Origin of the sequence: Shewanella sp. HL-SH5, assembly GCF_051163755.1 — a bacterium.
Classification (GTDB): domain Bacteria; phylum Pseudomonadota; class Gammaproteobacteria; order Enterobacterales; family Shewanellaceae; genus Shewanella; species Shewanella glacialimarina.
Window position 1 is genome coordinate 571337 of the sequence record NZ_CP195038.1, and the last position, 26146, is coordinate 597482.

Here is a 26146-nt window from a genome sequence, read left to right on the forward strand (position 1 = left end):
GAAGTATTATTTAACCATAGCTTTGGTTAAGCGCTTATTATCCCTAGTTGAGGTTATTTACTTTGCTGTTTAAATGCCTGTAATGTCTGCAGTAGAATGGCCAACTTTTTAACAAATGCCTCAAGCGTTTCTGGTGCTGTGTGGACACTTTCTTGTATGGTTTCAAATTCTGTGGCAAGTTCTTGAACATAGGGTAAAAAGCGATTACTGCTCTGGCTAAAGCCATGTTCTTCTGTGAAGATAGCAACAAACTTACCGTGACCCGCCTTACGAAGTTCATCTAAGCGAATATCACAGTCAATGGCTTGTCTGTAAGCGACTTGCAGGTTTTCTTTTAACTGTTGAATGACTTTGGTATACGGCATAAGAGTCTCTAAATCTAACGATGCATTTTTACAAATTATAAGGTTCTGACATGGATGCAACAAGGAAAAGTCATCATAGTGTGAATATGAATAGACAAATGTTAGCTATATTGAGTCTTAATACGTCAAGGTTAATGAATATTAGTAAATATACGCTATTGATTATATTGGTAAGTTTTTTTATTTCACCGCGGTTATATGCCGCACAAGATGATAAACCCCCGTTCTATAAAGTGACCTGGAAAAATCAGCAAGCTTATTTACTGGGCTCTATTCATGTGGGTAAGGCTGACTTTTATCCTATGGCGCCTCAAATTGAGCGTGCTTTTGAGCAAAGTGCTGCCTTGGTGTTAGAAGCTGATGTTAACAAGGCTGATACCATGGGGTTATTACAACAATACGGCTACGCAGAGGCAGCATTAATTGAGCAAACCAAACTAGTTACAGTGAAGTATTGCCAGTCAATGGAGCAATTTTGTGTAGCGATTCAGCAATTTGCGCCTTGGCTGCAAGCTGCACAAATCAGCATGATGCGCTTTACCGCGTTAGGATATAGTGCAGATCAAGGTGTCGACGTCTCCTTTGCTACAATACGCCAATCCAAACCTCTATTTGAACTTGAAAGTGTGGCTTTTCAATTTGAGTTGATTTCATCTTTTAGTCGGCAAAGCCAAATTCAAATGTTAGACGAGGCGGTAAATGCCACTGATGCCGAAATGCTCGAGTTAATCGCAGCATGGCGTAACGGCGATGAAAAACAGTTAGCCAATATTATGGAGCAGCAAGCTGGAGAGTCAGACGAGTTGTTGAGTAAATTGCTATGGCAGCGAAATCACACTATGAGTGACAAAATGCTAGTATTGATGCACCAAAAAACTCAGCAACCGCTGTTTTTTATTATCGGTGCTGGTCATTTAGTCGGGCAGCAAAATATACCTCAATTGCTGCGTCAACAAGGTGCAACAGTGCAGAACTGTTGGCAGCAAAGCTGTAATTAAAGCAGCCACTATATGATTAAGGATAAATAACAAGCTCAAATGATATCGAGCAGTGCTTAGCTCTGCTTAGTTATCTTTTGAATCGAATTTAAGCTTGTTTAGCCAAAAAGTGCACATAACGACCAAGGGATAAATAGGGTTCACGCTGCGAATAAAGCAGTTCCATCTCTATCAGCTGTTTAATATCGAAATTAGGCGGTAATTGATGCTTTAAATAATCATTGATGACCCGAACACCAGACTGACAAACTATTTGTAGTTGCCATTGGTTAAACCATTTGCGGACGTCTTCGATATATAAAGGATGTGTAGGGGTTAAACCGACTTTCTTTTTAACTTTCATGTCACGCATGACATAGTCAAAGTTGCCAGAAACTAAGCTGTGAAACCGCATTGCCTCTTTGTTGTAAAACATTAAAGAGAATAGGCCTTGTGGCTTTAATAAGGATAATAATCCCAGCAGTGTTGATTGTGCATCGATTAACCATTCGGCCACAGCATGGCATAAAATGATATCAAACTGGCCATTAAGCTCAGGTGTTAAAGCTTGTATAGGGCTGTGAACCAGGGTGATGTTTAACGGTGTTTCACTCGCATCAATTTGTTGTTGCGCCTCGGCCAACATCTGCGCAGAAATATCACAAAGCACCACTTCGTGTCCTAGCACAGCTAACTTTTGGCTTAATAAACCAAAACCGCCGCCAGCATCTAATATCCGTAACGGTGAATGATTTAACGCGGCCAATAAACCTATGGCAGGCTCAAGATCGCGCCACAATACAGCGGCTCTAATATCACCCTTAGTGGTGCCATAGATATTTTTAGCAAATTTTTGGCTGAGTTTATCGAAGTTAGTATCTTGCACAGTACATCTTTTTATTAGTTTAATAGGTGCTTATTCTGCAATGACTGTGGTGATGGGTAAAGCTAAAAGTAGCTGTATCTACTCATTGAACTAATGATAAATATTAAGAGTTAATTCAAGTATTTCAATTTTAGGGAAATACTGAGTTATAATATCACCACTATGGTGCAAGACGTGCCGTTTAAAAAGGGTTGTCACATTGAGTTTCGATTACAAAATTGATTTAAAAGCGATGCCATCGCTTTTTACACTTTATCGCAAAATATTCTTTAGCCGTAAACCTGGTTGGGATAAAAAACCGTTACCTAAAATTGCGATTCAAACTGATAATGTTTTTTTATCAAATGATAAAGTACGTCAATATGCTAACGTTTGTGGCTTTCAATTTGACGAGAAAGTGTTACCGCCCACTTATTTATATGTACTGGCCTTTCGTTTACATGCGGTGATATTTGCACATAAGGCGATCACCTTCCCTTTGCTTGGCATGATCCACCTTAAAAACAGTATTAGTGTATTACGGCCGGTGAAAACGAATGAGATATTAACCGTAAAGTGTCAGCTCACTAGCAGCACTGAAACAGATGCCGGCTTGGAGTTTGTGCTTGAGTCGAGTGTTTACGTTGCTGAAGAGTTAGTCTGGCAAGCGCATTCAACCTACTTGTACCGCATTGAGTCCGCCAAACGTCGTCCTCGGCCACCTCGAGCATCTGATATGGCTTGGGAAAATATACAGCAATGGCGCTTAACAGAAGATTTAGGTCGTCATTACGCCAAAGCATCAGGTGACTACAATTTAATTCATTTACACCCATTACTGTCAAAGCGTTTTGGATTTGAGCGGGTACTTGCCCATGGTATGTGGTCAAAAGCACGTTGTATGGCACAGCTAATGCAATTTATTGGCGAGCGTCCATTTACAGTTGATGTGGAATTTAAATTACCCGTATTTATGCCATCAGAAGTGACTTTTGCCTATGAATCACTTGAGGATGGTAAGTGTTTTGAAATGCGTGATGTAAAGGGTAAGCGCCCTCATTTACATGGTAAAATGCGTTATCTAGATTAGGCTGCTCCCCTTGTAACCCTCAACCCTCGTAATAACAATACGAGGGTTATCTGACGTACTTTTGCTTAGGCAACACTGTGTCCCGTTGATGCTTGCCAAATACTGAACCATTGTTGCTTGGTTAACTGAATGCTGCTTGAGTTTACTGCACTACGAATTCGTTCAATATTACCACTGCCAATAATCGGTGTCGGTTTACTGGGTAACATAGCGACCCAGGCATAAATAACCTGACTTATGTCTGCCGTGCTTACCTGGTCTGCCACCTCTGTTAAGCAGCTTCTTAATCGTACCACTTGCTCTGTTTGCTCACTGAATAATGTACCGCCTCCCAGACATGACCATGCCATAGGGCGTATATTTAATTGTTGGCATTGATCTAATACACCATCGTGTAAATGGGTTAAGCATTGCGGTGATATTTCCACTTGATTGGTGATGAGTGGATCGTCTAGCCGTGACTGCAGCAAAGTGAAATGATGGGGTAAAAAGTTGGACACACCAAAGTGGTTCACTTTACCTTGTTGTTTTAATTGTAAGAAAGCTTCAGCAACTTCATCTGCTTGCATTAAAGGATCGGGGCGATGAATCAGTAATGCGTCTAAATAGTCGGTTTTTAGCTCGATCAGTGAACGCTCAACGCTTCGAATAATATGCTGTTTACTGGTGTCGTAATGGTTGACGTAACGATTATCATACCCATCAAATGCAGGCTTGATACCGCACTTACTTATCAGTTGCATTTTCTGGCGTAAATGGGGAGCAAGGGCAAGGGCTTCGCCGAATAATGTCTCACATTGGTATACGCCATAAATGTCAGCATGATCCATGCTGGTTACCCCAAGCTCAAGATATTGCTCAATAAGCGTAAGCCTTTGTTGCGGGGTCATGTTCCATGCATCAATACGCCAAAAACCGGCAATAAAATCTGAAAATGCAAAATGAGATGTTGTCATGAAGTGTCCTAATATAAATTGATGCTAAAGTGATTCAACCTAATCAATGCACCTACAGCGTAGTCGGTGCATTTTGTTTGTAGTTAGCTATTTCTGATAGATATGCACATCGCGTTGTGGGAACGGAATGCTAATGCCTTCAGCATCAAAGCGCATTTTAACCGCGCGGGTAATATCCCAATAAACATCCCAATAATCATCAGGTTTTACCCAAGGTCTGACGATAAAGTCAACCGATGATTCGCCTAGGGTGTGCAACTTCACAATAGGCTCAGGCGTTACTTGCACTTTTGGATGCTGGGTAACAATGTCTTTTAAAATTGTTTCAGCGTGCTCTATATTATCGCTATAACTGATGCCAAATGTCATATCTACACGGCGCTGGTGCTCTGCGGTAATATTATTAATGGTGTCGCCCCAAATCTTGTTATTAGGAATAATAAGACGTTGGTTGTCTAGGGTTTTGATGGTTGTCGATACTAGACTCATATGGCTGACTCTTCCGGTTACGCCGGCGGCATTAATTAAATCACCTACGTCAAAAGGGCGATAAACTAAAATCATCATTCCCGATGCAAAGTTAGATAAGGTGTCTTGCAAGGCGAAACCAATAATCACACCCGCGATACCAAAACCTGCTAGCAAAGGACCTAACTCAAAACCGAGTTGAGATAAGGCGACCAATAAACCAATAGCGAACACGGCTTTACTCGATAACGAAATAAAGAAGTCTTGTAATAATTTACTAAATTTAAGCTTAGAAGCTGTGACCGTTTTAGTGGCAACTCGGGTCACTATTTTGGCTATCAAACTGCTGATAAATAGTATTAATATAAAAATAATAATTTTAAAAGTAACGCTTGGGCCATTGTCTAAAGCCTGATGTTTAGCAACATTTGCCCATTCTTCCAGTAGGCTGGATGCAACATTAAAATTCAGCACATCCTGGGTGATATCCCCCGATATACTAAATAGGGTTTGTTTGATGTTAGCAGTGTCTTGACCTAATTGTTCTAACAGGGATGCGGCGGTCGATAAGCTGGCGCTATTTTGTGCTAGCCTTTCTTTGAGTGAACTCACGCGCTGCTTTTGCTCTGAGCTAATGTTGTCGCCTGCAGCAGTCGCTTCGCTGACTGATTTCTGTAGCTCATTTTGTGTATAAGACACTAGACTGTCTAGTCTATCTGCACGGGTTATTAAGCGTTTGGTTAGGGTTTTCTTTAAGGTTTCTACATCGAGTTTGACTTTTTGTGCCCAGATAATCGTTTCTAATTCAGCTTTAAGATAATGATCGCGTTGAAATTCGCGTTCTGAAATTCTCAATAAGATAGCATTATCACCGCTGCCACCATCTACCTGACTGCGAAGTTGAATGATATCGGTATTAAGGTAGTGACGTACTTGCTTTAAAAATACTAATTGAGACTGTACTAGTGGAACCACAAATTTCTCATCAATTTCACTGGCGTTAATCAAGTTATCGATCAGGTTTCTCAGTTCTATCACTCTGGTTTTAATGCGATATTCTGTAATTGATTTAATTTCACCTTTTAAGTCTGGTAATAAGTCAATATCACCTTGAATGATTGATGATAATGATTCAATTTTATCGCGAACATCAGTACTGGTTTGATAGACGGGTTCGATTATCTGCTCGGGATTGATAGGTGACTCAGCGTGTGCGCTGACGGTGCCAAGAAGGCAAGCTAGAGTGAAACTGGCAGTAATAAGCATTCTTGATATATTCAGGCTGAGCATATTAAAAGATCCTGTGGGTAAGCTATGTTGATTTTGGCATGCAGGCGGTAAGATATTTTATCATAAAGTGTTTATCTCGCTTAACCAATAAGCTTTTGGTACTAAGCCAATATTAGTCCATAATACGTCGCTGATTTAACAGGGTTGTAGACATATACTTAATATGCGTTACGTTTGAAAGGTATGTTTACCCGCAAGGATTTAAGATGTTATTACAATGTGCTTTTTGTCATAAAGGGTTTTCGGTAGCAAGTGTCACTCAAAGCCGTGGTAGAGGTCTTGGGTCGCATATTCAATGCCCTAAGTGTGGTGCTTGGTTAGGGCGGAATAAGTGGTTAACATCAGCCAAAATTATTGGCTTTTATGTTGCGACAATAGCCGGTGTTGCAGGATATTATCTAGATAATGTGATGCATATTGTTACCCCAACAATCATTTTATCAGTGATATTGGTCGGGATAACACACATTATGGATCATTTAATTCTCATTGAAGCACCTGAAGACCAAGTGCCAAATATAAAGCTAGATTAGCTTATTATCTGTTCTTGGCTTTCTAAAGAGGCTTCCACCCAATAGATGCCACCGAGTACAACAACGCCAATGATAACCATGGTAAGAATAATACCGATGTTTGCACGTATAAAGTTAGCCATGGTCAGTCCTATTTTTGAGATTTAACAGAGTATGCGCCAATGTTACGAACATCAGCTTAAGTTTATCTTAATTTGATTAAGTCTTTAGTTGAATAGCCTAGTCGCGCACAAATTGACGCTAAAAGTGATTTGTAACAATCTATAGCTTGCTTTTTTACTGCTGTCTTTTAGAATTGCTGCTTATTACATCCTCTTTAGTTTGGTATTTTTGTGAGATTTAGCCTTCAGTTAAAGCAACATATCGCAATTTGGCTTTGTGCCATTTTGATGGTATTGGCTTTGGCTGCGTCAAATCACAGTACTGAACACCATGAAGACGGCGTAAATTCTCATCACTGTACTTTGTGTTTTCACCAGCATCAGCTGAATAAAGTACTGCATGCATTTTCTTTTTCTATCCCGATCCAAAAAAAGCAATATGAAGTTAGTGTCGATGTGTTGCCCGTTTTTTCATCAGTTAGCATATTTCATTATCACAGCCGTGGCCCTCCTTATACCGTGTAAACCTATTACAAATTGTTATTAATTTTTAATTGAATCGTCAGCAACTATTGCTTTGACGATGTTAAGTTTATGGTTTTAGTCTCGCTAAATGATATTGCGGACTAAAACGTAGGGAGCATGTATGTCTGTTTTAAAAACACCTTTATCTTTAGTCGCTATCGGCTGTGCGTTTACTTCTGTTGCCGTAATGGCGGAAGATTCAAGTTTAACTAACCCCAATATTAGTGCCGTGTTAGACGGTTATTATCAATCGGGTGATCGTGCAATGTCTGAACGTGCTGAAGGATTTGGTTTAGGTGAGACCGAACTGGCTATCAGTGCCAATATTGACGATATGTTTTATGGCAAAATGACCGCAGTATTAGCCAGCCATGATGGTGATACTGAGCTTGAATTAGAAGAAGCCTTTATTCAAACTATGGCTTTGCCAGAAGGATTATCTGTTCGCGCAGGGCGCTTCTTATCTGATGTGGGCTATCTGAATAATCAACATTTACACACAGACTCTTTTGCCGATCGCCCAGCTGCTTACCGTGCATTTTTAGGTGGTCATTATTTCGATGATGGTTTACGAGTGAGTATTGTTGCTCCAACTGATATTTACTGGAACTTAGGCCTTGAAGTGTTTCAGGGCGATAAAATGCACGCAGCTGATGAGCATGGTGAACGTGACTTTAGCGATTTAGGTGTATATACCGCTTTCACCAAGTTAGGTGGTGATATTGGTGTTGATAGCTCCTGGCAGCTTGGTCTAGCTTACCTGAGTAATGACAACGGCAAAGTGATTGGCGAAGAAGAAGAGCATGACCATGTTGATGAGGGCGATGCTCACGGTGGTCATGATCACAGTGCGCAATATACCGGAGAGAATACCTACATTGCTGATTTTGTCTATAAATGGGCACCTAATGGTAATTATAAATATCAGCACTTAACTGTGAGTGGCGAATACTTTCGTGTGACAGACATTTTTGGCGTTGAAGAATCTGATCACGACCACGCAGATGATGGGGAACACGACCATGACATCTTAAGCGAAGCTGCTAATAACGACTATCATGAAGGTTGGTATGTCAGTAGCGTGTATCAATTAAGCCCGAATTGGTCTACGGGTTTACGTTATGGTCAAGTGGATACTTTTGAAGCTCATGGCGATCATTTAGATCCACAGAAGCTAAAAGAAACTGAAATCAGTTTAGCTTGGCACAACAGCCACTTCTCAACGGTTCGCCTGCAATATACTCATCAGCAAGGGACTAATTTCGAGGGTTTTGAAGACGATAATATCATCACTTTACAATATGTTATGACATTAGGAGCTCACGGTGCACATCAATTCTAGAATGATTAAAATGGCTGCTGGGCTTGCGTTAATATGCTCGGCATCTGCCAATGCAGAGTTAAATGTATTTGCTTGTGAGCCTGAATATGCCGCATTGACACAATCACTTGCGCCCGATGCAAAGGTGTATTCTGCAACTACAGCTATGCAAGACTCGCACTTGGTGCAGGCTCGCCCAAGCTTAATTGCCAAAATGCGTCAAGCGGATTTAGTGGTTTGTGCCGGTGCTGACCTTGAAATTGGTTGGCTACCTATGTTGCAGATGAAAGCATCTAACAACAGAGTTCGTTCAACGGATACAGGGTTATTCTATGCCGCCGAACATACCGACACCCTAGATAAACTCGAAAGTGTCGATCGTTCTATGGGGGATGTGCATGCTAAAGGCAATCCACATTTACATTTTGATCCGGTGAGAATGCTTGAAGTCGCTCAAGGTTTATCCGCTAAATTGATTCAGTTAGACCCGGACAATAAAGCGGCTTATACACAGGCTTTGAGTCAATTTAGTAGCCAGTGGCAAGCGAAAATTCCACAGTGGCAACAACAAGCACAAAGACTGAAGGGTAAAAAAGTCATCGCCTACCATTCTAGTTTTCGTTATTTGTTTAACTGGACTGGGATTGAGCAGGTGGCAGACTTAGAGCCTAAGCCTGGTTTAGCGCCTACAAGCAGTCACTTAGCAACTTTACTTGCCCGTGCTGAAAAGGGAGATGTAATGGCGATAATCGTGGCATCTTACCAGGACGAGCGTGGTGCTGAATGGTTAGCGGAACGAGCTAATCTTAAGGTTGTTACTTTACCTATGTCAGTTGGCGGTAATGAGCAAAGTACTGACTTGATCAGTTTGTACGATAGTGTGCTGTCGTTATTAAACGGAGTGAAATAACTCATGTTTGATTTCGAACTTGCCTCCATTTTATTACCTGCCTTAGTGGCAGGTTTACTCGTGTTATCCACTCATGTGGTATTAGGTCGGCAAGTGTTAAAACGTGGCATAATCTTCATTGATTTAGCCATAGCTCAAGTTGCCGCACTTGGTGCTATTGTGTCTCATATTGATCACGATATTGAGAATATACCTTTTTCACACGTGTGGATGCCGGCGCTGTTCGCGTTAGCTGGTGCGGGTGTGATAGCCTGGATGGCACGTAAATTTGAAGGTGAGCTTGAGGCTTTTATTGGGTGTTTTTATGTGCTTAGTGCAGTTGGGGCTATGTTGCTGTTAGCCAATGATCCCCACGGCGCTGAGCTGTTAAAACAGTTGATGTCAGGTCAAATATTGTGGGTGAGTTGGTCACAATTAATCTTACCAGCTGCAGTGTCAGCAGTTATTTTAGCCGCTATCGCGATTAGACCTAACTTACTTGAAGGCGCTGGTTTTTACTTTCTCTTTGCGATTGTAATTACTTTGTCTGTTGAGCTTGTGGGGGTTTATTTAGTCTTTAGTTCGTTAATTTTACCGGCACTCGCACTGAATAAATACTCAGGTAAAGCTAGATTAGTATTGGCTTATGTGGTCGGTATTATTGGTTATGTGAGTGGTTTATGGTTATCGGCCAGTTATGACCTACCTAGTGGTGCGGCCATTGTCGCCACCCTAGCTATCAGCGCCTTGGTATTTAGATTAGCCATTGCTCAAATCAATAAAACCTCGCCTACAGCGATGAATTAAATTATTTATTATTCATCTATAAAGACTTGTTGTTCATAAATTGTCTGTATCTTTAGGCGAAATCGACGGTTTTCGTCGGTTTCGCCTTTTTTGAGCGTACACATGTATGCAAAATTGATTGAGTCAACTTGCTGGCATCGTTATACTGTCGCCAATTAATCTGCAGGAGTCTGTTGTGCTGCTAATCGCTCGTACGTTAATACTAGCCATACTATTGTGCCTTGCTTTTGTTTTGGTACTTATTTTATGTATCGTTCGTCCTATGCACCGTGACAATGTTCATGTGTTGGCTAGGATTTTTGCCTCAGTATCACCCGTGCTCGGCATTAAGGTGATCACCCGTCATGTGCAACCTGACGTGGTTAATCAACAGAATATCTATTTAGGTAATCATCAAAACAATTTCGACCTGTTTACTCAAACATCAGCAGTGCCTAAAGCAACGGTGAGTTTAGGCAAAAAAAGCTTGGCATGGGTTCCCTTGTTTGGGCAAATTTACTGGTTAACGGGTAATATTCTTATTGATCGTAAAAACCGTTCTAGTGCATTTGATACTATGGCAAAAACGGTTAAAAAAATGCAACAAAAGCATTTGTCTGTATGGATTTTTCCGGAAGGAACCCGTTCACGAGGCAGAGGGTTACTTCCCCTTAAAGTGGGGGCGTTTCATACTGCAATAGCAGCCCAAGTGCCAGTCGTGCCAGTATTAGCCTCTTGTCAGGCACATATTAAGCTAAATCGTTGGAACAACGGTGTGGTTATTGTAGAAATGATGGCGCCAATTACCACCCAAGGTGTAGATAAAGCAGACGCAAAGCTTTTTGCTGTGCAAGTACATACTATTATGGCTAAGCGTTTGGCTGAGTTAAATCTAGAAGCCGCCGAATTAATGGCTAAACCTACGGCTTAAGATAACGTATAATACACAGATTATTACCTTATCTATTTTTAAGTCATTTGGAGTACTTCATGTCCATCGAACGTCAGTTAAAAGAACAGTTAGCCGAAAACCGCGAAATTGTTGAGAACCTTATTGCTGATGGTTCTGAACCTGATGCTGAATACACAATTGAACATCATTTTTCATCAAATAATTTTGACCGTTTAGAAAAAGCAGCTGTTGAAGCATTCAAAATGGGGTTTGAAGTTAATGATGCAGAGGAAATGGAATTAGAAGATGGATCAATTATCTTCTGTTTTGATGCTATCTCAAATCATAAGTTAGAGGTTTCTTTACTTGATCAAGCTTGTGAACAGCTGATTACTATTGCTGTTAAACAAAAGGTTGATTATGACGGCTGGGGTACATACTTTGTCGGTGATGTCGAAGACGATGATTATGACGACGAAGACGACTTCGAAGATGATTATGAAGACGACTTTGAAGATGATGATAACAGTGTTAAAAAGCACTAGGTTCAGCTGAATTTTATTTCAAAATTAGTGTTGGATTCAGTTTAGAAAGGTCTTTTTAAATGAATCGCTATTGAAATGACAGACGTTAGTCTTAAACATAAAAACCACTCTAATGAGTGGTTTTTATGTTTAAGGGCTGATTAACTTGGTTTATCAGAAACCTATTCATTAGCGGTAAATACTACACTTTGGTTGCGACCATTTTGTTTGGCTGTATAAAGTGCTTTATCTGCACCTGATAACCAAATTGAGCTGTTCTCCGTACCAGGTTTAATTTCGTTAATACCCAGACTTACTGTTACCTTAATGATACGGTTATCACTTATAATTTCAGAGGCTTCAATTTTTTTACGTAATCTTTCTGTAAAATACAATGCGTCCGCTGAGCCTGTTTTAGCTAATACAATCGCAAATTCTTCTCCGCCATATCGGCCCGCACAATCGGTTTCACGTAAAGACTGCTTTAGTAAATGAGCAATATGCTGAATAACTTTATCCCCCGCTGGGTGCCCATATGTGTCATTTACACTTTTGAAGTTGTCAATATCGATCATCACCAATGTAGCGTGATCTTGATAGCGGGTATGACGTTCATACTCACGTTCCATACAGTGTTGCCAGTGACGACGATTATGTAATTGCGTTAATCCATCTGTTTGGCTCAACTCTTCAAGTTGCTGGTTCATTGCTTTAAGCTGCAATCTATTTACTGCGACATCGCTTACATCGTAAACAATGATACTGATGTGGGTGATGTTACCTGTCAGTGAAGCGAGCGGCAGCAGTGTAATGTTTTGGTACATGAATTCAGCACGGCCCGTGATGGGGCGATAGTTTTTAAATTTAAACACGTATGGCCGCTGTTCCCAGCTGATGAAAGTGCGGTTTTTGAGCAAAAATACCGACTCCATTTTCTGTTTTAACCAGTCAGCTGGCACTTCCGGCAACTCAGTAAACAGGTTCTTGCCTTTAATAAAGTTCGGTGAAATGCCGCTATGGTTTTCCATGAACCCATTCCACAATTGTATATTGTAATTACGATCTAGCACAATTAAGCCGACATCAATGGTTTGTACCATATCGATAAGCCAGTGAAGTTCGTTCATCGCATCGTGATCATTTGACATATTAACAATATCCAACCTTTAATCGAGAAGATAACCTAGCTTGAAATTCAGCGTTGGTATCGAATCTTCGGTAAACAGTAGCAGCAAGTCGCATTGGATATTGTAATCTTCAATACGATAATTAATTTCCATAGCAAGCGTACGTTGCCACTTTTCAGAACTAGCATGTATAAGGTCGTTAACTGTACAGTGGCGGCCTAATACAATAGGGTGGCTTTGGCTAAACTTCATATCAAGTTGTTCAGATATACCACTTAAAAATGCACCAATGAGTACATTGCCGGTATCCATTAGTACTTCAACTTCGGTGTGAGTTTCTTCTTCACCGTTAATCTTCATCAGTTTTGCCATATCTTCAAAACTCGAATCATGAAACAGTAATAATGCTTCGCCAGCAACACCTGCCCCAATAAATCCCTGGCAAAGAGCTGATATCGATGAAGAGTCTTCAGTTGCCTTTAGTGCCATTGTCAGCTCACTGACTTCAAGCACATTAACGTTAGGAATAGGTAATACCACGAAAACATCTAGCAATTTTGACAGTAAATCAGCTGCACGTCCCATAGCAACGTTAGCGATTTCTTGGCAAGCATCACGTAGGTCGACTTTAACCATCGGCTGGATATCTGCTTCAGCACCCTGAGTAAGGGTGAGTATGCCGTATTCTTGTAAAATATTGCTGATAGCATCAGCGCTAACGGGTTTTTGGATAAAATCTAATGCACCTAAGGCTTTAACGCGCTCGTGGGCTTTTATTTGAATGTCACCGGAAACCACAATGATTAATGCAGGTAAGTCCTGCTGTTGAACGATTTGCAATACTTCATAGCCGTCCATTACCGGCATATTCAGATCAAGGAAAACGATTTCGCCTTTTCCTGCGCGAATAGCTTCAATGCCTTCGGCGCCATTATTGGCAAAAGTCACTTCCACATCCCAGTCTTTTGGGAGTGTACGTGCCATCTGTTTTCTTGCTAATGCAGAGTCATCGCATATTAGTACAGGAATGGTCATGTTGACTTGTTGTCCTTATTTTGCCTTGATGATGCAAGTATTTATTATCACGTGGGCAGCAATACAATCTGGGCGTTTATTTATTATATAAGACGTTTTACTACTTTATCTTTTATTCTAGGATATTCGTCAACAAGATGCGAAATTATTAATGTTTTCATACGTTCATTTGACGAGATAATTATATAGTGCAGTTTTTTGACCAACGCTACCGAAAAAATGTTGCAAAAAGGTAACTGGCTTATTTGTTGCACGTAAATGACTGTCGGCTTATTGACCTTAGCCAATAAATCGACATGTTATATCTATTCGTTATACACGACAAACATGTTAACCTAAAATCTGGACTGACCAGTAAGGAAATGTTTCATGGAAAAGGATTTAGTGACTTTCGAGATAAGACAACAGATTGCTTATGTTTGTCTTAATCGTCCCGACAAAATGAATGCATTAAATTTTGATATGTTTGTCGCTATTGATAATACTATTAAGCGTATTGCTAAAGACCGTAGCATTAAAGCTGTTATCTTATCGGGCGCGCAAGGTAACTTCAGCTCAGGTTTAGATGTTAAAAGTTTGTCCAAGCAGCCATCGAAGGCTGTTTCTCTATTGTTTAAATGGTTGCCAGGTAATGCAAATTTAGCTCAACGCGTATCGATTGGTTGGCAGAGACTACCCGTACCTGTGATTGCAGTTGTTCAAGGTTGTTGTTTTGGCGGTGGGACCCAAATTGTATTAGGTGCAGATATGCGTATTGCAGAGCCTTCGGCAAAGTTTTCTATTATGGAAGCTAAGTGGGGATTGGTGCCTGATATGGCAGGGCTTGCCAGTTTAAGGCACATTATGGCTAAAGATAAAGCGCTACAGTTAACCTATAGTGCACAGATACTCACGGCAGATGATGCTTTAAAATATGGATTAGTGTCAGAGGTGACTGAGGATGCTATGGCAAGGGCTGAAGCTTTAGCTGCACAATTTATGCAAACATCACCCGATGCCATAGCGGCAATTAAACACAGTATTAATCGTAGCTGGGGCGCATCGGTTAGGCAGCTATTAAGTCGTGAGTCGTTAAGTCAGATACGTCTTTTAATCGGAAAAAACCGTGTTATCGCTGCAATTCGTCAAACTAAAAATCCTGAGAAATCTTATCAACCTCGTCAACCATGGTGGTAGAAGCGGCTCCACTCACCATTATTTGCCACAAGCGTTATCGGCCGATAACGCTTCTTGAAAATCCTTCAATTCGTTCAAGTGCTTCTTGCCAACCACTCGAGTTAGCTAAAGTTAAGTCTAATTGATACTGGCGATAGTATTTAATGGGTTTGACTTGGTTGTATTGCTTGCGCGCAGGTGCATTCGCTTGTGCTAGGGGGTGGGAGTCAGGTGAAACTAAATCTAACACTGGAATAGACATCATCACCAATTGTTCGGCTATTTGTTTACGTTGACTCGACTCTTCTATTAAGTCTTCATACTCTCGGTAGGGGTTTACTAAAATTAGCAGCTCAGGGCTTGGTATTTTCTTTTCAAAAAGTAAGTGAGTAACCATGCCTGCACTGTCATCAAAAGCGATGATGATTTTTGCGCCTGGGTATGGCTGGCCAATCGCGGTTAATTGATTTAATGCTTCAGTGAGGTTAGCTTGCTGAAAATTACGTAATTCGAGGAGTTGTGCTGAGTTATATTTAGGTACGGCTTGTTGTGCGGGTAGGCTGAGTTGCGCGTCACCGGCTTTTTTTATTTGTTCACTTTCTGTGGTGAAATTAGGTCTATATAACCCTCTCGGTGGAGTTAAACTGATGGTAGCCCAGCCCTTAGCATTGAGTTCATGGCGTAAAAAACCCACCAGTCCCATGCTTTCTGCCTGGCTGTCTGACGGCCCTATGATGATAGCTAAGCCAAATTGCTGTTTACCACTCCAGGGTCTGACTAATACATCTATTTCTTTTGCTTCTACGGTGATTTTTTTTATTTCAGCGGCGGGAGTTGGGGCAAATGAAGGTTGCGCTAAAACAGCTGTGGACATTAACAACACGCTTAACAATAAATAATACCAAGTACGTAATGAGCTCAAATTAACCTCTTCTTATTTATGTTATAAACCAGCTAGGGTACAAACTTGTCATACCAATAATAGCTTAATGGATTTAAAAAAGAAGCACATGCCTTTTAACGGGGCATGTGCTTCTTTTCTATGCCTATTCAAATAGATTTATTTAAATAGGTGTTAGGTGTGTTTACACGTGGCTCACTAATACCATGCGTATTGCATCAAGTTGCAGCTGGCTGTCATCAATATATTCATTCAACTCTGCTATTTGGTTACGGATGTAATCCAGTTCAGCATCACGGATATTAGGGTTAACCGCTTTAAGCGCCTCAAGACGGTTTAACTCGCCACCAAGCTGATGACTCATTTTATCTTTAGCGTTGAGTACTAATTCAGATAACACCGCTTTTGCATGGCCTTCACCGTGGGCAAACAAAGGGTGCAATATTGGCTGAGAAGCATTAACAAGCTTGCTGGCAATATGACGATTAACTGCACTAAGTTGTTTATCAAAGCTTTTATAATCGACTTTGTCCGACATATTGTTGCCACTCTTATCCAGTAAAATGCGGATAGGAGTAGGTGGCATATAACGGTATAACTGAGTCGATTTTGGTGCCGAAGCATCGGCCATATAAATCAGTTCTAGAAATAAGGTTCCAGCAGGCAATGCTTTGTTTTTTAATACAGCAACACTGGTTGTGCCTGTTTCTGAACCGGTAATTAAATCTAAACCCGTTTGTACGATAGGATGTTCCTGCGAGATAAAGGCTATGTCATCGCGTGACAATGCAGTTTCACGATCGAACGTCACAGTGACACCATCTTCAGGTAAACCTGGATAAGTTGGATATAACATGTGCTCGCTTGGACGCAAGACAATAGTGTTTTCGCCGCAATCTTCTTGATCAACGCCAATAATGTCCCATAGGCGGATGACACTGCCAATAAGGTCGGTACTGCTATCATTGTCCGCTAGGCGTTTAATCAACGCATTAGCGCGCTCACCACCGTGTGAGTTGATTTCTAATAGCTTATCTCGACCTTGTTCCATTGATTTTTTCAGTTGCTGATATTGCTGCTTAGTGTGATTCAGTAGCAGTGTAAGTGCCTCTTCGTCGTCATTGGCCAACACTTGAGTTAACTCTTCAGCAAACTGATTAAATAATACATGTCCACTTGGGCAGGTGAGTTCAAATGAATTTAATCCATCGTGATACCAACGCATCAGGCGTTCCTGAGCTGTTCCCGCTAAGTAAGGCAAATGAATTTGAATGTCATTCTTCTGCCCAATACGATCTAAACGGCCAATGCGTTGCTCGAGTAAATCTGGGTTAAGCGGTAAATCAAATAACACTAAATGACTGGCAAATTGGAAGTTGCGTCCTTCAGATCCGATTTCAGAACAAATAAGCGCCTGAGCACCGCCGTCTTCCTGGGCAAAGTAAGCACCGGCTTTATCGCGCTCAATAATTGACATACCTTCATGGAATACTGTTGCCTGAATGCCTTCACGGGTACGTAGGGCTTCTTCAAGGCTTAATGCAGTTTCAGCTAAGCTGGCAATAATCAGTACTTTTTTACTGCGGTGACTTTTGAGGAAATCAATTAACCAGTCAACACGTGGGTCAAACTTCCACCATGAGCTGTCGTTTTCAAAGGCTTGATACAGCTTTTCAGGGCTTAACGCCTGCAATGCCTTGGCTTCAGGTGTTTTAGCGCCGCCCATCATGTCATTCACGCGCTGAGCAGTAACATATTGTTCCGGCATTGTTTGCGGATAAGGATTAAAATGACGCTGTGGGAAGCCTTTTACTGAGGCGCGGCTGTTACGGTACAGTACGCGGCCAGTGCCATGACGGTCTAATAATTCTTGTAACAACTCGTCACGGGCTTCTTGTTGTTGTGTTTCATCAACATCAGTTGCTTGAATTAATCGAATGTTAGGCTCGATGTCTTTTTCTGACAATAACTCAGTTAAGCTGTTGATTGCATCTTGGCTTAAATTATCATTAGACGCCAAAGCTTGGGCTGCATCGGCAACATCTTTATAGCTGTTTTCTTCGCTTAGGAAAGCGTCGTAATCATAAAAACGATCGGGATCGAGCAGACGTAAACGAGCAAAGTGACTTTGGTGACCCAGTTGATCCGGTGTTGCTGTGAGTAATAAAACCCCAGGTACAACTTCACTGAGTGCTTCAACTATTTTATATGCACGGCTTGGTGCATCTTCTGACCATTCTAAATGGTGAGCTTCATCGACCACCAATAAATCCCAATCGGCATCTAATGCCTGATCAAGACGTTTCTTTTTACGCAATAACTCAAGCGAACAAATCACTAATTGCTCGGTATAAAAAGGGTTATCGTTATCGGCATAGGCTTCAACGCAGCGGTCTTCATCAAATACTGAAAACCTGAGGTTAAAGCGGCGCAACATTTCCACTAACCATTGGTGACGCAAGGTATCTGGTACTATCACCAAAATGCGTTCAGCACGACCGGTTAGTAATTGTTGGTGGATGATTAACCCTGCTTCAATGGTTTTACCTAAGCCGACTTCATCAGCAAGCAATACTCTTGGCGCATAACGGCGACCCACTTCATGGGCAATCCATTGCTGGTGTGCAATTAGTCCTACGCGAGGGCCTTGTAAACCGAGTAAATCAGAAGTGGCTAATTTGTGACGTAACAATTGACATTGGTAGCGCACGCCAAAACGTTCTAAGCGATCAATTTGACCGGCAAACAAGCGGTCTTGTGGCTTATTAAAACGAATATTATGGCTCAGTAATGTTTCTCTTAAACTGACCTTTTCTTGGGTGTCGCTGTGGATCCCGTGATAAATAATAATTTGATCTTTTTGTTCAATTTCTTCAACGGTTAGTTTCCAGCCATCGCCGCTTTCAATGCAATCGCCAGGATTAAAAATGACCCTTGTTAATGGTGCTTCAGCACGGGAGAACATCCGGTTCTCTCCAGTAGCAGGAAATAATAATGTGACCATCCGGCCTTCAACTTGCACAACTGTGCCTAATCCTAGTTCTGACTCGGTATCACTGATCCAGCGTTGACCTAAAGCAAACGGCATCTTCAACTCTCATGTTTAAAGCGGGAAACAAAAAGGGGGCGTATATTATCTCAAACCCATCCAAATTTAAAATTTTAGCACTTAATTAGACAGATATTTTTAAATTATCCTACGTTAGCGCTGAAACGAGCATTTTCAAGTGGCTTGAGTATATTGTGCTAGAGTGTAAAAACATTGTAATTAAATACCTCATATGAAGGTCTATTCATTTAGATTCCAATGATAGGGTTAGGTTTTTAATGTTAAGCCACTATATTTCAACGCTAGATCAAGGTGTTTCATTTTTAACGCAATTGCAGCAAAGAGACTATTGTAAGTTGGCTGATGGTTTGCCCAGCAGCATAGGTGATCATGTTAGACATATTTTAGATCATTTTATGTCGTTACAGAATTGTCTTGAAACGGGCATAGTAGATTATGAAAATCGTCGAAGAGGCTCACTGGTTGAAACCTCATTGCCCGAGGCATTGAATCAATTTAATAATATAAAGCAGTGGATGCTAGCGCTTACTGAAGCGGATATTAGTCAAGTGGTGCGGGTTCATTCTGATATTGGTATCAATCAAACTCATATCATTGAAGTAGAGAGTACTTTAGCCAGAGAACTTATGTTTGCCTGTAGTCATGCCATTCATCACTATTCAACCTTAAAACTGATATTTCAGTTAATCGGTGGTAAAACCCATGCTGAATTTGGCTTGGCTCCTTCAACTGCGAGTTTTAATCGAAAACAATGTGCACATTAAGCTGGTTTATCACTAAAAGCGGGTATGAAGTCTTTTTTTATCCTTAGTTTAAGAATTGGCTAGACGATGGCTGTTTGCTTAGGTGTTTACTTCACTAAGTTCGAGGTCATTGTGCCTGTGATGTATGAACATCATGTTGTAGATAACCCTCTGCCCCTTGCCCTAGATACAGTTTTAGTAAACGTTCAGGTGCGTGAGGCAAGTCTACACTAAGCAATAGCCCCGGTGTTTCGGCAAAGTTGGGGTCGATACTCACACAGTAAAACTTAGCACCCAATTGGTGATATAGCTTTACCAATACCGGCAACCCTTTACCGTCAGGTTCAATTTGCTTGACCAATAACTCTAAAATCTCGATATCGGCAGGGTAGCTGGCTAAATACTGCTTAACATCATTTGGCACAGTAATATCGAACTGTTTCTTGGGCTTAACGTCTGAAGATGAGGTCACCAAAAATTGTTCAATTAACCGCACACTCATAGGCGTGTATTGCTTACTTAAAGACACTGTGCCGTATAAGGTGCGATATTGTGGGAACTTGCACACAAACGCGCCAATGCCCTTAAACAATAATAGTAAACCATGAAAGCTACGCTGATGACTGGCAACTACAAATGATCGACCCATTTCAAGACAGGGCTGTTGTTGATTGATAAATTCAGCGCTAAAGTCAAACATACGGTTTAAATACAGTTGAGATACACCGCCCTGTGCGAGTAAATTATCGGTTTGCCCCATGCGATATGCACCAGTAATTGCCTGATTTTGAGTGTCGTAAACAAATAAATGAGTATAAGTGTCATCGAATGCGTCACCGTCCTGGGGTAAGCCACTGCCTTCATCAAACTGTCTGAAGTTTTCCTCCCGTAAGCGACGAATGTCTTCAATGACAGCAGGACATTGGGCGCGAGATGCGTAGTACACTTTAAAATACTTATACTGGAGTAAGCACTGATCTTGCGGAAGTTGGCTTATTTCGTTGTCTAGATTGTGCGGTAATTGCGAGGCTGCAAGAGGTAACATTTCAGGTGCCTTGCATACCGGCCATTGGTGTTGGTACTCAGGGGCATGCAAGTATGTCAGTAAACGGGCAATATCAGTCGTCATTTGGGTTTTCTCAGGTAAAGATGGCAATAATGTGGCTTGGCCAAAAGTGACCTCAACGGTTTTTCCTTTGCTGTTTAGCATTTCTCTGATCAGTAATAACATTCTAAAACGAAAGTATATCTTGCCCATGAAATAGAAAAAGTCGCTATTTTTTCCTGAAATAAAACAGGGGATTAAAGGTGCTTGGGTGAAAGAGGTTAGCGCGCCCACTATTCGATGCCATTGGTGATCTGTCACCTGACCATCACGACCGGGATAACTGACCCGTCCTGCTGGAAACAGCACTAATAAGCCGCCCTGGGCCAAGTGGTCTTTGCAGGCTCTTAGCGATTTAGCATTGCCTTTCGCACCAGGAACAAGTGGGTTGGTAAAAATAAAGAAGTCGGCTAATTCTGGAATGATTTTCAATGCTTGATTAGCGAGTATTTTGACATCACCCCGCACTGAAGATAATAAAAAAGCCAAAATAACGCCTTCAATTCCGCCATAGGGGTGATTCGCCACCACAATAGCGGCTCCCTTTTGTGGGATAAGCTGAGGTAAATTGGTTTGGCTTTTTACTGTTAACTCAAATACATCAACAAAGCGCGTTGCAAAGGCTTTTTTCTCTAGTCCTTTCAATCCCGAATCTTGATAAACACGATTTAATTGGCTAATGCCTAAAAGGTAATCGACTAGGGTTATCAATAATTTTGAAAAAAAACTACGAGGCTTTTTCGGTAACAGATTGTTAAGACTCAACTGCGGCATATTTTGGTTAAACCCTGTAACAAGATTAATTGAGCATCAAGCAGTGTTTTATGCTGCTGTAGTTGGCGGGTACCTCTTGCGCAACTAGGTCCGTATTTAAGCTAACGGATTACAACACTGGGTTGATTTAAGTTATTTACTATAAAGATATGTTTGAATAACATCGAGTTATTGTTAAAAAAATTGAGCCATCGTTTGAAATAGAGACATTTCTTTGACAACCCTCTTTTTTGAGAACTTCACTTTTAGGTGTAAACCAATATGCAGCTTTCTCATGTATTTACCTTCATCAGCATGATTATCATCGCTGCAAACGTCTGTCTTTATTCTGAGCGCACACTGATCAAAAAACTGCACAATTGCAGCTTAAAATAAATGAAGGTTGGCAATGTCCTTGGTGTAACAGATAAGTTTAACTTTAATGTTATTAAGCAAATCACTAATAAGACCTGTGAAAGTTGCTAATAATTTCAATAACTATTCATAAAGGTGAATATCGGGCTCGTCATTAACAATCATCGGATGTCATACTTTATAGATTCACCCAGTTCACAGACTTGAACCATATAAATATTATCAGCGAGTTAACTTAACAAGGCTAAACGACCCATAGTGCTAGCTTTATTATGTAGTTATATATCAATTTCTTATAGTTTTTTATTCGTTTTTTGACTTCGCTTGGCACTGTGGGGTAATACCCTGATGAGCCAGTAATGAGTGCCGCTAACAGATGTCATAAAAAACCGATTTAGATTTATTCATGTGATTGAGATTATGTTCCTGATAATATGGCCTTTGTCTTATTTATTGCGCGCATTAACCTAATATTATGATGCGCCGACACTTTTGCTACCGCAAAGGGTGCGCTGTCACCAAAGGTACGGAATGAAACCAACAGAGCCTGATTTACAGCTAAAATCACCTATTCAACGTAATTATAATCGCGCGGTTTTTTACACTTATATTGGTGTGATTGTCATGTCACTTATTTCTGCGGCCATTTTTTATGAACGCCAGAAAGAGGTGCAAATTGAACAGCGTGAAGATCAAGTTGCACGGCATGTGTTGCAAATCGATTTATTATTAGAGTCCAGTATTCGTGCGGTAAAAAGCTTACGAGATGTGGCGGTTGATCATCTCCGCCTAGGCGAGCAAGTGCGCAAAGATCGCTTACCTCAATATGAAAAATTCAATGCCGATGGACAGTTTTTTAGTTTAGAACCTAACTATGTTAAAAGTGGTGAACCCTTTACCAATATGGGACGCATCACAGGCATGGGCTCGCTTGATGGTCGCAGTGAAAAGTTTTATCAAGAATTAGAAATGCTGTTTGAGCTATCGCTATCATTTCCCGTCGCTAAAGAAGCCGCACCAAAAGCTTCGTCTATTTATTATGTATCTAAGCGAAAAATGATGTCGTACTTTCCTTGGAGCAGTTCTGATCAACGCTTCAGGGAAGAGCAGCTTAATAAGCAGCAATTTCAATTAGCCACACCAGAATTAAATCCACAACGAAATGCTTTTTGGAGTCCGGCATATGTTGATGGTGTCCAGGAAGGCTTACTAACCACCTTAGGGTTACCGGTTTATCTTGAAGATGAGTTTATCGGCACGATTAACCTCGACATGACCTTAGCTTCATTGGCGAAACAAATACGTACTTATTTTAAAATGCCTGGTACGGTTATTTTATTAGATCAACAAAATAATATTTTGTCCCATAGCGATTTTGACTCCAATGAAATGAATCGTGTGTACCATATCAGCCAACGTATTCCGGCAGAATTACATTCGTTATCTGAATCTGAATTGTTTGACGCCCATGAAGGCATATTACGTAATAATCATTATATTCATTCTGTTGCATTGCATAATGCGCCGTGGCGATTATTGTATATTCAAGAGGAAGGCGCGCTTTTTCAAGATTCATGGGAAAAGTTACAACTGACTTTTATCCTGGTTGTGTTAGCGCTTTCGGTGCTAGTGACCATTGTGCATTGGCAAACCCGCCGTGCGTTCGTTAGCCCTGCATCAAAGTTACTGACCCATTTAGAGGCGTGTTCCCAGTCACCGATACAGCCTCCAGAAGTCATCAGTCCTGGGTGGGAGCCGTGGTTTTTACTGGTCAGTCGTATTTTTGAAGAAAACAAACAATACACGCGCCATCTTGCTGAGCAAAATAAACGTCTCGATAACTTAGTCGCCAGCCGTACTCAGCGTTTACGTGATACCACTGAGCGCCGTGAACGTGAATTTGCCTTATTAAGGTCGCTTATTGATTCATTGCCAGAAGCCATTGTCTTTAAAGACAAAGAAGGTAAGTATCTTGGCTGTAACAAGTCAGCCGAGCGTATGTTAGGTGTGAATGAAAGTGATATTATTGGCTTAACTACCTGTGATTTTACTAGTCCAGAACAAGGTAAGCGCATTTTAGCCGAAGATAAAAAAATCTTAGACGACAAAAAACCACTGCAATATAAAGAGCGAATTGAAATAGCCGGAAAACCGGTACTATTGAATGCCTTTAAACTGCCATTTTACAATCGTCGCAATGAATTGCTGGGTCTGATTTCTATTTGGCGAGATATTACCCGCGAGTATGAATCAGCAGAGCAATTACGCTTATCAGAAGAGCGTTATCACATGGCGATGGATGCGGTTGAAGATGGTTTGTGGGATTGGTATATCGACTCAGAACAAATTATTTGTAACCCAGCATTTTATTCTATGTTGGGCTATGAACCCAATGAGTTCCCTGCTTTATTATCATCCATTGACGGATTGACTCATCCAGATGACCGTGACCGTGTGCAGGAATATCGTAGCCAATACTTACTTGACCCTACCGATGCCTATGAAATTGAATTTAGGATGAAAGGTAAGCTGGGTGAATACCATTGGTTGTTATCACGTGGTCGTGCGGTAGAGTTTTTGGAGTCTGGCCAAACTAAACGTATGCTCGGTACTCACAAAGATATCACCCGTCAAAAAAGTAATGAAGTGGCCTTGCTGGAAGCTAAGCAAGATGCTGAATTAGCTAACATGTATAAAAGTGAATTTTTGGCTAACATGAGCCATGAAATTCGCACCCCAATGAACGCAATTATTGGTATGTTACAGCTAGCACAACGTACTAGCCTGACCATACAGCAAGAAGATTATCTCAGTAAAGCGGGCTTCTCGGCTCAATCTTTGTTACGAATTATCAATGATATTCTCGATTTTTCTAAAATCGAAGCCGGTAAGTTAGAGCTAGAGCGAGTCGCGTTTCCGTTAGACAAGGTACTGGATCATGTGCTGGATATGAATGCCATTAAAGCACAAGAAAAAGGCGTTGAATTATTACTCTATGCACCTGTTACCGCTGGACTTATTCTAAATGGAGATCCACTGCGTCTGGGGCAGATATTAGTTAACTTATTATCAAATGCGGTTAAATTTACCCAAAATGGTGAAATTGAGCTGGGCTGTGAAGATGTTGGCGAGCGTGATCATCGCATTACCTTGAAGTTCTGGGTTCGAGACACTGGAATAGGCATTAGTAAAGAACAGCAATCAAAACTATTTGATGCATTTGCCCAGGCCGATGGTTCAACTACCCGAAAATATGGTGGCACCGGATTAGGTTTGTCGATCAGCAAACACCTTGTTTCTATGATGGGCGGTACTATGCAGGTATCGTCAGAAGTGGATCAAGGCAGTATTTTCAGCTTTACCATTAGTTTTGAAATTGCTGAAGAAAACATCGTCGAGCCGTTAATAGTACCTGAACAGTTGAATAATTTAACCACATTAGTAGTCGATGATAACCCCAGCGCATTGCAAATTTACTCAGCATTAATGAAAGACTTCAGCTTTGGTGTTCGCACCGCTTCAAGTGGACAGCAAGCATTAGATTGTTTGGCTAGACAACCTGTGGATCTGATTTTATTGGATTGGATGATGCCTGAAATGGGCGGGTTGGAAGTACTAACTAAAGTTGATGAAATGGTGGCAGATGGGCGCTTAGCAAAACGTCCTGTGATCATATTGATGACAGCCTACAGTGCAGAACCTCTAACCAAGGATGTTGCCGATAGAAATGTACATGCCATTTTACAAAAGCCCTTTAAGGCATCAGTCTTGTTTGATGAAATTATTGGGGCGTTTGCCAAAGAACCAAAACTCAATGTACAGTCTGTTCCCAAAGAAGATATTCAAGAACAACAATCAGGATTAGTGTTGTTAGTTGAGGATAACTTTATTAACCAGCAAGTGGCATCAGAATTATTAAAAAGTGCGGGTTATGAAGTGGTGATGGCGGACAATGGCCAAATAGCATTAGATTTAATTGATACCCGAGCATTTGACGCCGTATTAATGGATATTCAAATGCCCGTTATGGATGGTTTAACCGCTTCAAAAGAGCTGCGTAAACGTTACAGTCCGGAACAATTACCGATTATTGCAATGACGGCACATGCGATGTCGGGTGACCGTGAAAAAAGCTTAGCGGCTGGCATGAATGCCCATATTACCAAACCAATCGTATTGAATGAGTTATTCGATACCTTATCTCACTGGATTGAATATAAGAATAATAACAATAAGATGTGATCTGGCGTGTATTGAGTAGCAACGGATTGCATGTTTTTTTTAAAGGATTTTTACAAGG

The 26146-nt window shown here is 41.0% G+C and carries 22 protein-coding genes; 12 read left to right on the forward strand and 10 right to left on the reverse strand.

Annotated features, from left to right (window positions below; genetic code table 11):
* Positions 1–53: 53 nt before the first annotated feature.
* Positions 54–365 carry a prephenate dehydrogenase gene (locus ACRWQM_RS02370; protein ID WP_434927239.1) on the reverse strand — a complete coding sequence of 104 codons (312 nt, stop codon included), beginning with the start codon at positions 363–365 and terminating at the stop codon, positions 54–56.
* A 134-nt stretch (positions 366–499) separates the two neighbouring features.
* Here ACRWQM_RS02370 and ACRWQM_RS02375 point away from each other — a divergent pair, with 134 nt between their 5' ends.
* On the forward strand, positions 500–1363 hold the full coding sequence (locus ACRWQM_RS02375; protein ID WP_434931140.1) for a TraB/GumN family protein: 864 nt from the start codon (positions 500–502) through the stop codon (positions 1361–1363).
* An 88-nt stretch (positions 1364–1451) separates the two neighbouring features.
* On the opposite strand, the gene ACRWQM_RS02380 is transcribed toward ACRWQM_RS02375, so the two are convergent.
* The gene (locus tag ACRWQM_RS02380; RefSeq protein ID WP_434927237.1) at positions 1452–2228 is read right to left on the reverse strand and encodes a methyltransferase domain-containing protein; all 777 of its coding nucleotides are present in this window, start codon (positions 2226–2228) and stop codon (positions 1452–1454) included.
* A 232-nt stretch (positions 2229–2460) separates the two neighbouring features.
* Here ACRWQM_RS02380 and ACRWQM_RS02385 point away from each other — a divergent pair, with 232 nt between their 5' ends.
* A complete protein-coding gene (locus tag ACRWQM_RS02385; RefSeq protein ID WP_434929142.1) occupies positions 2461–3297 on the forward strand; it encodes a MaoC family dehydratase in 837 nt (278 codons plus the stop codon).
* A 65-nt stretch (positions 3298–3362) separates the two neighbouring features.
* On the opposite strand, the gene ACRWQM_RS02390 is transcribed toward ACRWQM_RS02385, so the two are convergent.
* On the reverse strand, positions 3363–4253 hold the full coding sequence (locus ACRWQM_RS02390; RefSeq protein ID WP_434931141.1) for an aldo/keto reductase: 891 nt from the start codon (positions 4251–4253) through the stop codon (positions 3363–3365).
* A gap of 87 nt (positions 4254–4340) precedes the next feature.
* A complete protein-coding gene (locus tag ACRWQM_RS02395) occupies positions 4341–6011 on the reverse strand; it encodes a mechanosensitive ion channel family protein (RefSeq protein WP_434931142.1) in 1671 nt (556 codons plus the stop codon).
* A gap of 206 nt (positions 6012–6217) precedes the next feature.
* Between ACRWQM_RS02395 and ACRWQM_RS02400 the strand changes: the two genes are divergently transcribed.
* Positions 6218–6544, forward strand: coding sequence for a hypothetical protein (locus ACRWQM_RS02400; protein WP_434931143.1), 327 nt, complete (start codon positions 6218–6220; stop codon positions 6542–6544).
* Here ACRWQM_RS02400 and ACRWQM_RS02405 read toward each other — a convergent pair.
* Positions 6541–6666, reverse strand: a complete 126-nt coding sequence (locus ACRWQM_RS02405; RefSeq protein ID WP_434931144.1) for a hypothetical protein — start codon at positions 6664–6666, stop codon at positions 6541–6543. The genes ACRWQM_RS02400 and ACRWQM_RS02405 overlap by 4 nt on opposite strands.
* Before the next feature lie 210 nt (positions 6667–6876).
* On the opposite strand from ACRWQM_RS02405, the gene ACRWQM_RS02410 reads away from it, so the two are divergent.
* The 6 genes from ACRWQM_RS02410 to rraB all read left to right on the forward strand — a co-directional run bounded on the left by ACRWQM_RS02410 (position 6877) and on the right by rraB (position 11603).
* The gene (locus ACRWQM_RS02410; protein ID WP_434931145.1) at positions 6877–7170 is read left to right on the forward strand and encodes an ABC-type zinc uptake system zinc chaperone; all 294 of its coding nucleotides are present in this window, start codon (positions 6877–6879) and stop codon (positions 7168–7170) included.
* Between the two features lie 121 nt (positions 7171–7291).
* The gene (locus ACRWQM_RS02415; RefSeq protein ID WP_434931146.1) at positions 7292–8512 is read left to right on the forward strand and encodes a hypothetical protein; all 1221 of its coding nucleotides are present in this window, start codon (positions 7292–7294) and stop codon (positions 8510–8512) included.
* The gene (locus ACRWQM_RS02420; protein ID WP_434931147.1) at positions 8496–9401 is read left to right on the forward strand and encodes a metal ABC transporter solute-binding protein, Zn/Mn family; all 906 of its coding nucleotides are present in this window, start codon (positions 8496–8498) and stop codon (positions 9399–9401) included. The genes ACRWQM_RS02415 and ACRWQM_RS02420 overlap by 17 nt, the downstream gene beginning before the upstream one ends.
* 3 nt (positions 9402–9404) lie before the next feature.
* On the forward strand, positions 9405–10187 hold the full coding sequence (locus tag ACRWQM_RS02425; protein ID WP_434931148.1) for a metal ABC transporter permease: 783 nt from the start codon (positions 9405–9407) through the stop codon (positions 10185–10187).
* 175 nt (positions 10188–10362) lie between these two features.
* Positions 10363–11097, forward strand: a complete 735-nt coding sequence (locus ACRWQM_RS02430; RefSeq protein ID WP_434931149.1) for a 1-acylglycerol-3-phosphate O-acyltransferase — start codon at positions 10363–10365, stop codon at positions 11095–11097.
* A gap of 59 nt (positions 11098–11156) precedes the next feature.
* Positions 11157–11603: a ribonuclease E inhibitor RraB gene (gene rraB, locus ACRWQM_RS02435; RefSeq protein ID WP_434931150.1), complete on the forward strand. Its 447-nt coding sequence runs from the start codon at positions 11157–11159 to the stop codon at positions 11601–11603.
* Between the two features lie 161 nt (positions 11604–11764).
* Here the strand turns inward: rraB and ACRWQM_RS02440 are convergent, their stop codons facing one another.
* Together ACRWQM_RS02440 and ACRWQM_RS02445 are read right to left on the reverse strand one after the other, a co-directional pair.
* Positions 11765–12730, reverse strand: coding sequence for a diguanylate cyclase (locus tag ACRWQM_RS02440; protein ID WP_434931151.1), 966 nt, complete (start codon positions 12728–12730; stop codon positions 11765–11767).
* Positions 12731–12748: 18 nt separating this feature from the next.
* The gene (locus tag ACRWQM_RS02445; RefSeq protein ID WP_434927227.1) at positions 12749–13744 is read right to left on the reverse strand and encodes a response regulator; all 996 of its coding nucleotides are present in this window, start codon (positions 13742–13744) and stop codon (positions 12749–12751) included.
* A gap of 369 nt (positions 13745–14113) precedes the next feature.
* Here ACRWQM_RS02445 and ACRWQM_RS02450 point away from each other — a divergent pair, with 369 nt between their 5' ends.
* Positions 14114–14920, forward strand: coding sequence for a crotonase/enoyl-CoA hydratase family protein (locus tag ACRWQM_RS02450; protein ID WP_434931152.1), 807 nt, complete (start codon positions 14114–14116; stop codon positions 14918–14920).
* Positions 14921–14954: 34 nt separating this feature from the next.
* On the opposite strand, the gene ACRWQM_RS02455 is transcribed toward ACRWQM_RS02450, so the two are convergent.
* Together ACRWQM_RS02455 and rapA are read right to left on the reverse strand one after the other, a co-directional pair.
* Positions 14955–15773, reverse strand: a complete 819-nt coding sequence (locus ACRWQM_RS02455; RefSeq protein ID WP_434931154.1) for a DUF3530 family protein — start codon at positions 15771–15773, stop codon at positions 14955–14957.
* Between the two features lie 211 nt (positions 15774–15984).
* Positions 15985–18888 (reverse strand): RNA polymerase-associated protein RapA, encoded by a 2904-nt coding sequence (gene rapA / locus ACRWQM_RS02460; protein ID WP_434931155.1) that lies wholly within the window; start codon positions 18886–18888, stop codon positions 15985–15987.
* Between the two features lie 239 nt (positions 18889–19127).
* On the opposite strand from rapA, the gene ACRWQM_RS02465 reads away from it, so the two are divergent.
* Positions 19128–19634 (forward strand): hypothetical protein, encoded by a 507-nt coding sequence (locus ACRWQM_RS02465; RefSeq protein WP_434931156.1) that lies wholly within the window; start codon positions 19128–19130, stop codon positions 19632–19634.
* A gap of 106 nt (positions 19635–19740) precedes the next feature.
* Here ACRWQM_RS02465 and ACRWQM_RS02470 read toward each other — a convergent pair whose 3' ends face one another.
* Complete coding sequence (locus ACRWQM_RS02470) at positions 19741–21492, reverse strand: lysophospholipid acyltransferase family protein (protein ID WP_434931157.1); 1752 nt, start codon at positions 21490–21492, stop codon at positions 19741–19743.
* 885 nt (positions 21493–22377) lie between these two features.
* Between ACRWQM_RS02470 and ACRWQM_RS02475 the strand changes: the two genes are divergently transcribed.
* Positions 22378–26088: a response regulator gene (locus ACRWQM_RS02475; protein ID WP_434927221.1), complete on the forward strand. Its 3711-nt coding sequence runs from the start codon at positions 22378–22380 to the stop codon at positions 26086–26088.
* Positions 26089–26146 lie beyond the last annotated feature (58 nt).

What these genes read in the sequence shown, in the direction of transcription:
- ACRWQM_RS02405 (WP_434931144.1), bottom strand. Translation starts at nt 6,666, where the DNA reads ATGGCTAACTTTATACGTGCAAACATCGGTATTATTCTTACCATGGTT.
- ACRWQM_RS02475 (WP_434927221.1), top strand. Translation starts at nt 22,378, where the DNA reads ATGAAACCAACAGAGCCTGATTTACAGCTAAAATCACCTATTCAACGT.
- ACRWQM_RS02370 (WP_434927239.1), bottom strand. Translation starts at nt 365, where the DNA reads ATGCCGTATACCAAAGTCATTCAACAGTTAAAAGAAAACCTGCAAGTC.
- ACRWQM_RS02415 (WP_434931146.1), top strand. Translation starts at nt 7,292, where the DNA reads ATGTCTGTTTTAAAAACACCTTTATCTTTAGTCGCTATCGGCTGTGCG.
- ACRWQM_RS02470 (WP_434931157.1), bottom strand. Translation starts at nt 21,492, where the DNA reads ATGCCGCAGTTGAGTCTTAACAATCTGTTACCGAAAAAGCCTCGTAGT.
- rapA (WP_434931155.1), bottom strand. Translation starts at nt 18,888, where the DNA reads ATGCCGTTTGCTTTAGGTCAACGCTGGATCAGTGATACCGAGTCAGAA.
- ACRWQM_RS02425 (WP_434931148.1), top strand. Translation starts at nt 9,405, where the DNA reads ATGTTTGATTTCGAACTTGCCTCCATTTTATTACCTGCCTTAGTGGCA.
- ACRWQM_RS02455 (WP_434931154.1), bottom strand. Translation starts at nt 15,773, where the DNA reads ATGTCCACAGCTGTTTTAGCGCAACCTTCATTTGCCCCAACTCCCGCC.
- ACRWQM_RS02440 (WP_434931151.1), bottom strand. Translation starts at nt 12,730, where the DNA reads ATGTCAAATGATCACGATGCGATGAACGAACTTCACTGGCTTATCGAT.
- ACRWQM_RS02390 (WP_434931141.1), bottom strand. Translation starts at nt 4,253, where the DNA reads ATGACAACATCTCATTTTGCATTTTCAGATTTTATTGCCGGTTTTTGG.
- ACRWQM_RS02445 (WP_434927227.1), bottom strand. Translation starts at nt 13,744, where the DNA reads ATGACCATTCCTGTACTAATATGCGATGACTCTGCATTAGCAAGAAAA.
- ACRWQM_RS02385 (WP_434929142.1), top strand. Translation starts at nt 2,461, where the DNA reads ATGCCATCGCTTTTTACACTTTATCGCAAAATATTCTTTAGCCGTAAA.
- ACRWQM_RS02400 (WP_434931143.1), top strand. Translation starts at nt 6,218, where the DNA reads ATGTTATTACAATGTGCTTTTTGTCATAAAGGGTTTTCGGTAGCAAGT.
- rraB (WP_434931150.1), top strand. Translation starts at nt 11,157, where the DNA reads ATGTCCATCGAACGTCAGTTAAAAGAACAGTTAGCCGAAAACCGCGAA.
- ACRWQM_RS02450 (WP_434931152.1), top strand. Translation starts at nt 14,114, where the DNA reads ATGGAAAAGGATTTAGTGACTTTCGAGATAAGACAACAGATTGCTTAT.
- ACRWQM_RS02465 (WP_434931156.1), top strand. Translation starts at nt 19,128, where the DNA reads ATGTTAAGCCACTATATTTCAACGCTAGATCAAGGTGTTTCATTTTTA.
- ACRWQM_RS02375 (WP_434931140.1), top strand. Translation starts at nt 500, where the DNA reads ATGAATATTAGTAAATATACGCTATTGATTATATTGGTAAGTTTTTTT.
- ACRWQM_RS02395 (WP_434931142.1), bottom strand. Translation starts at nt 6,011, where the DNA reads ATGCTCAGCCTGAATATATCAAGAATGCTTATTACTGCCAGTTTCACT.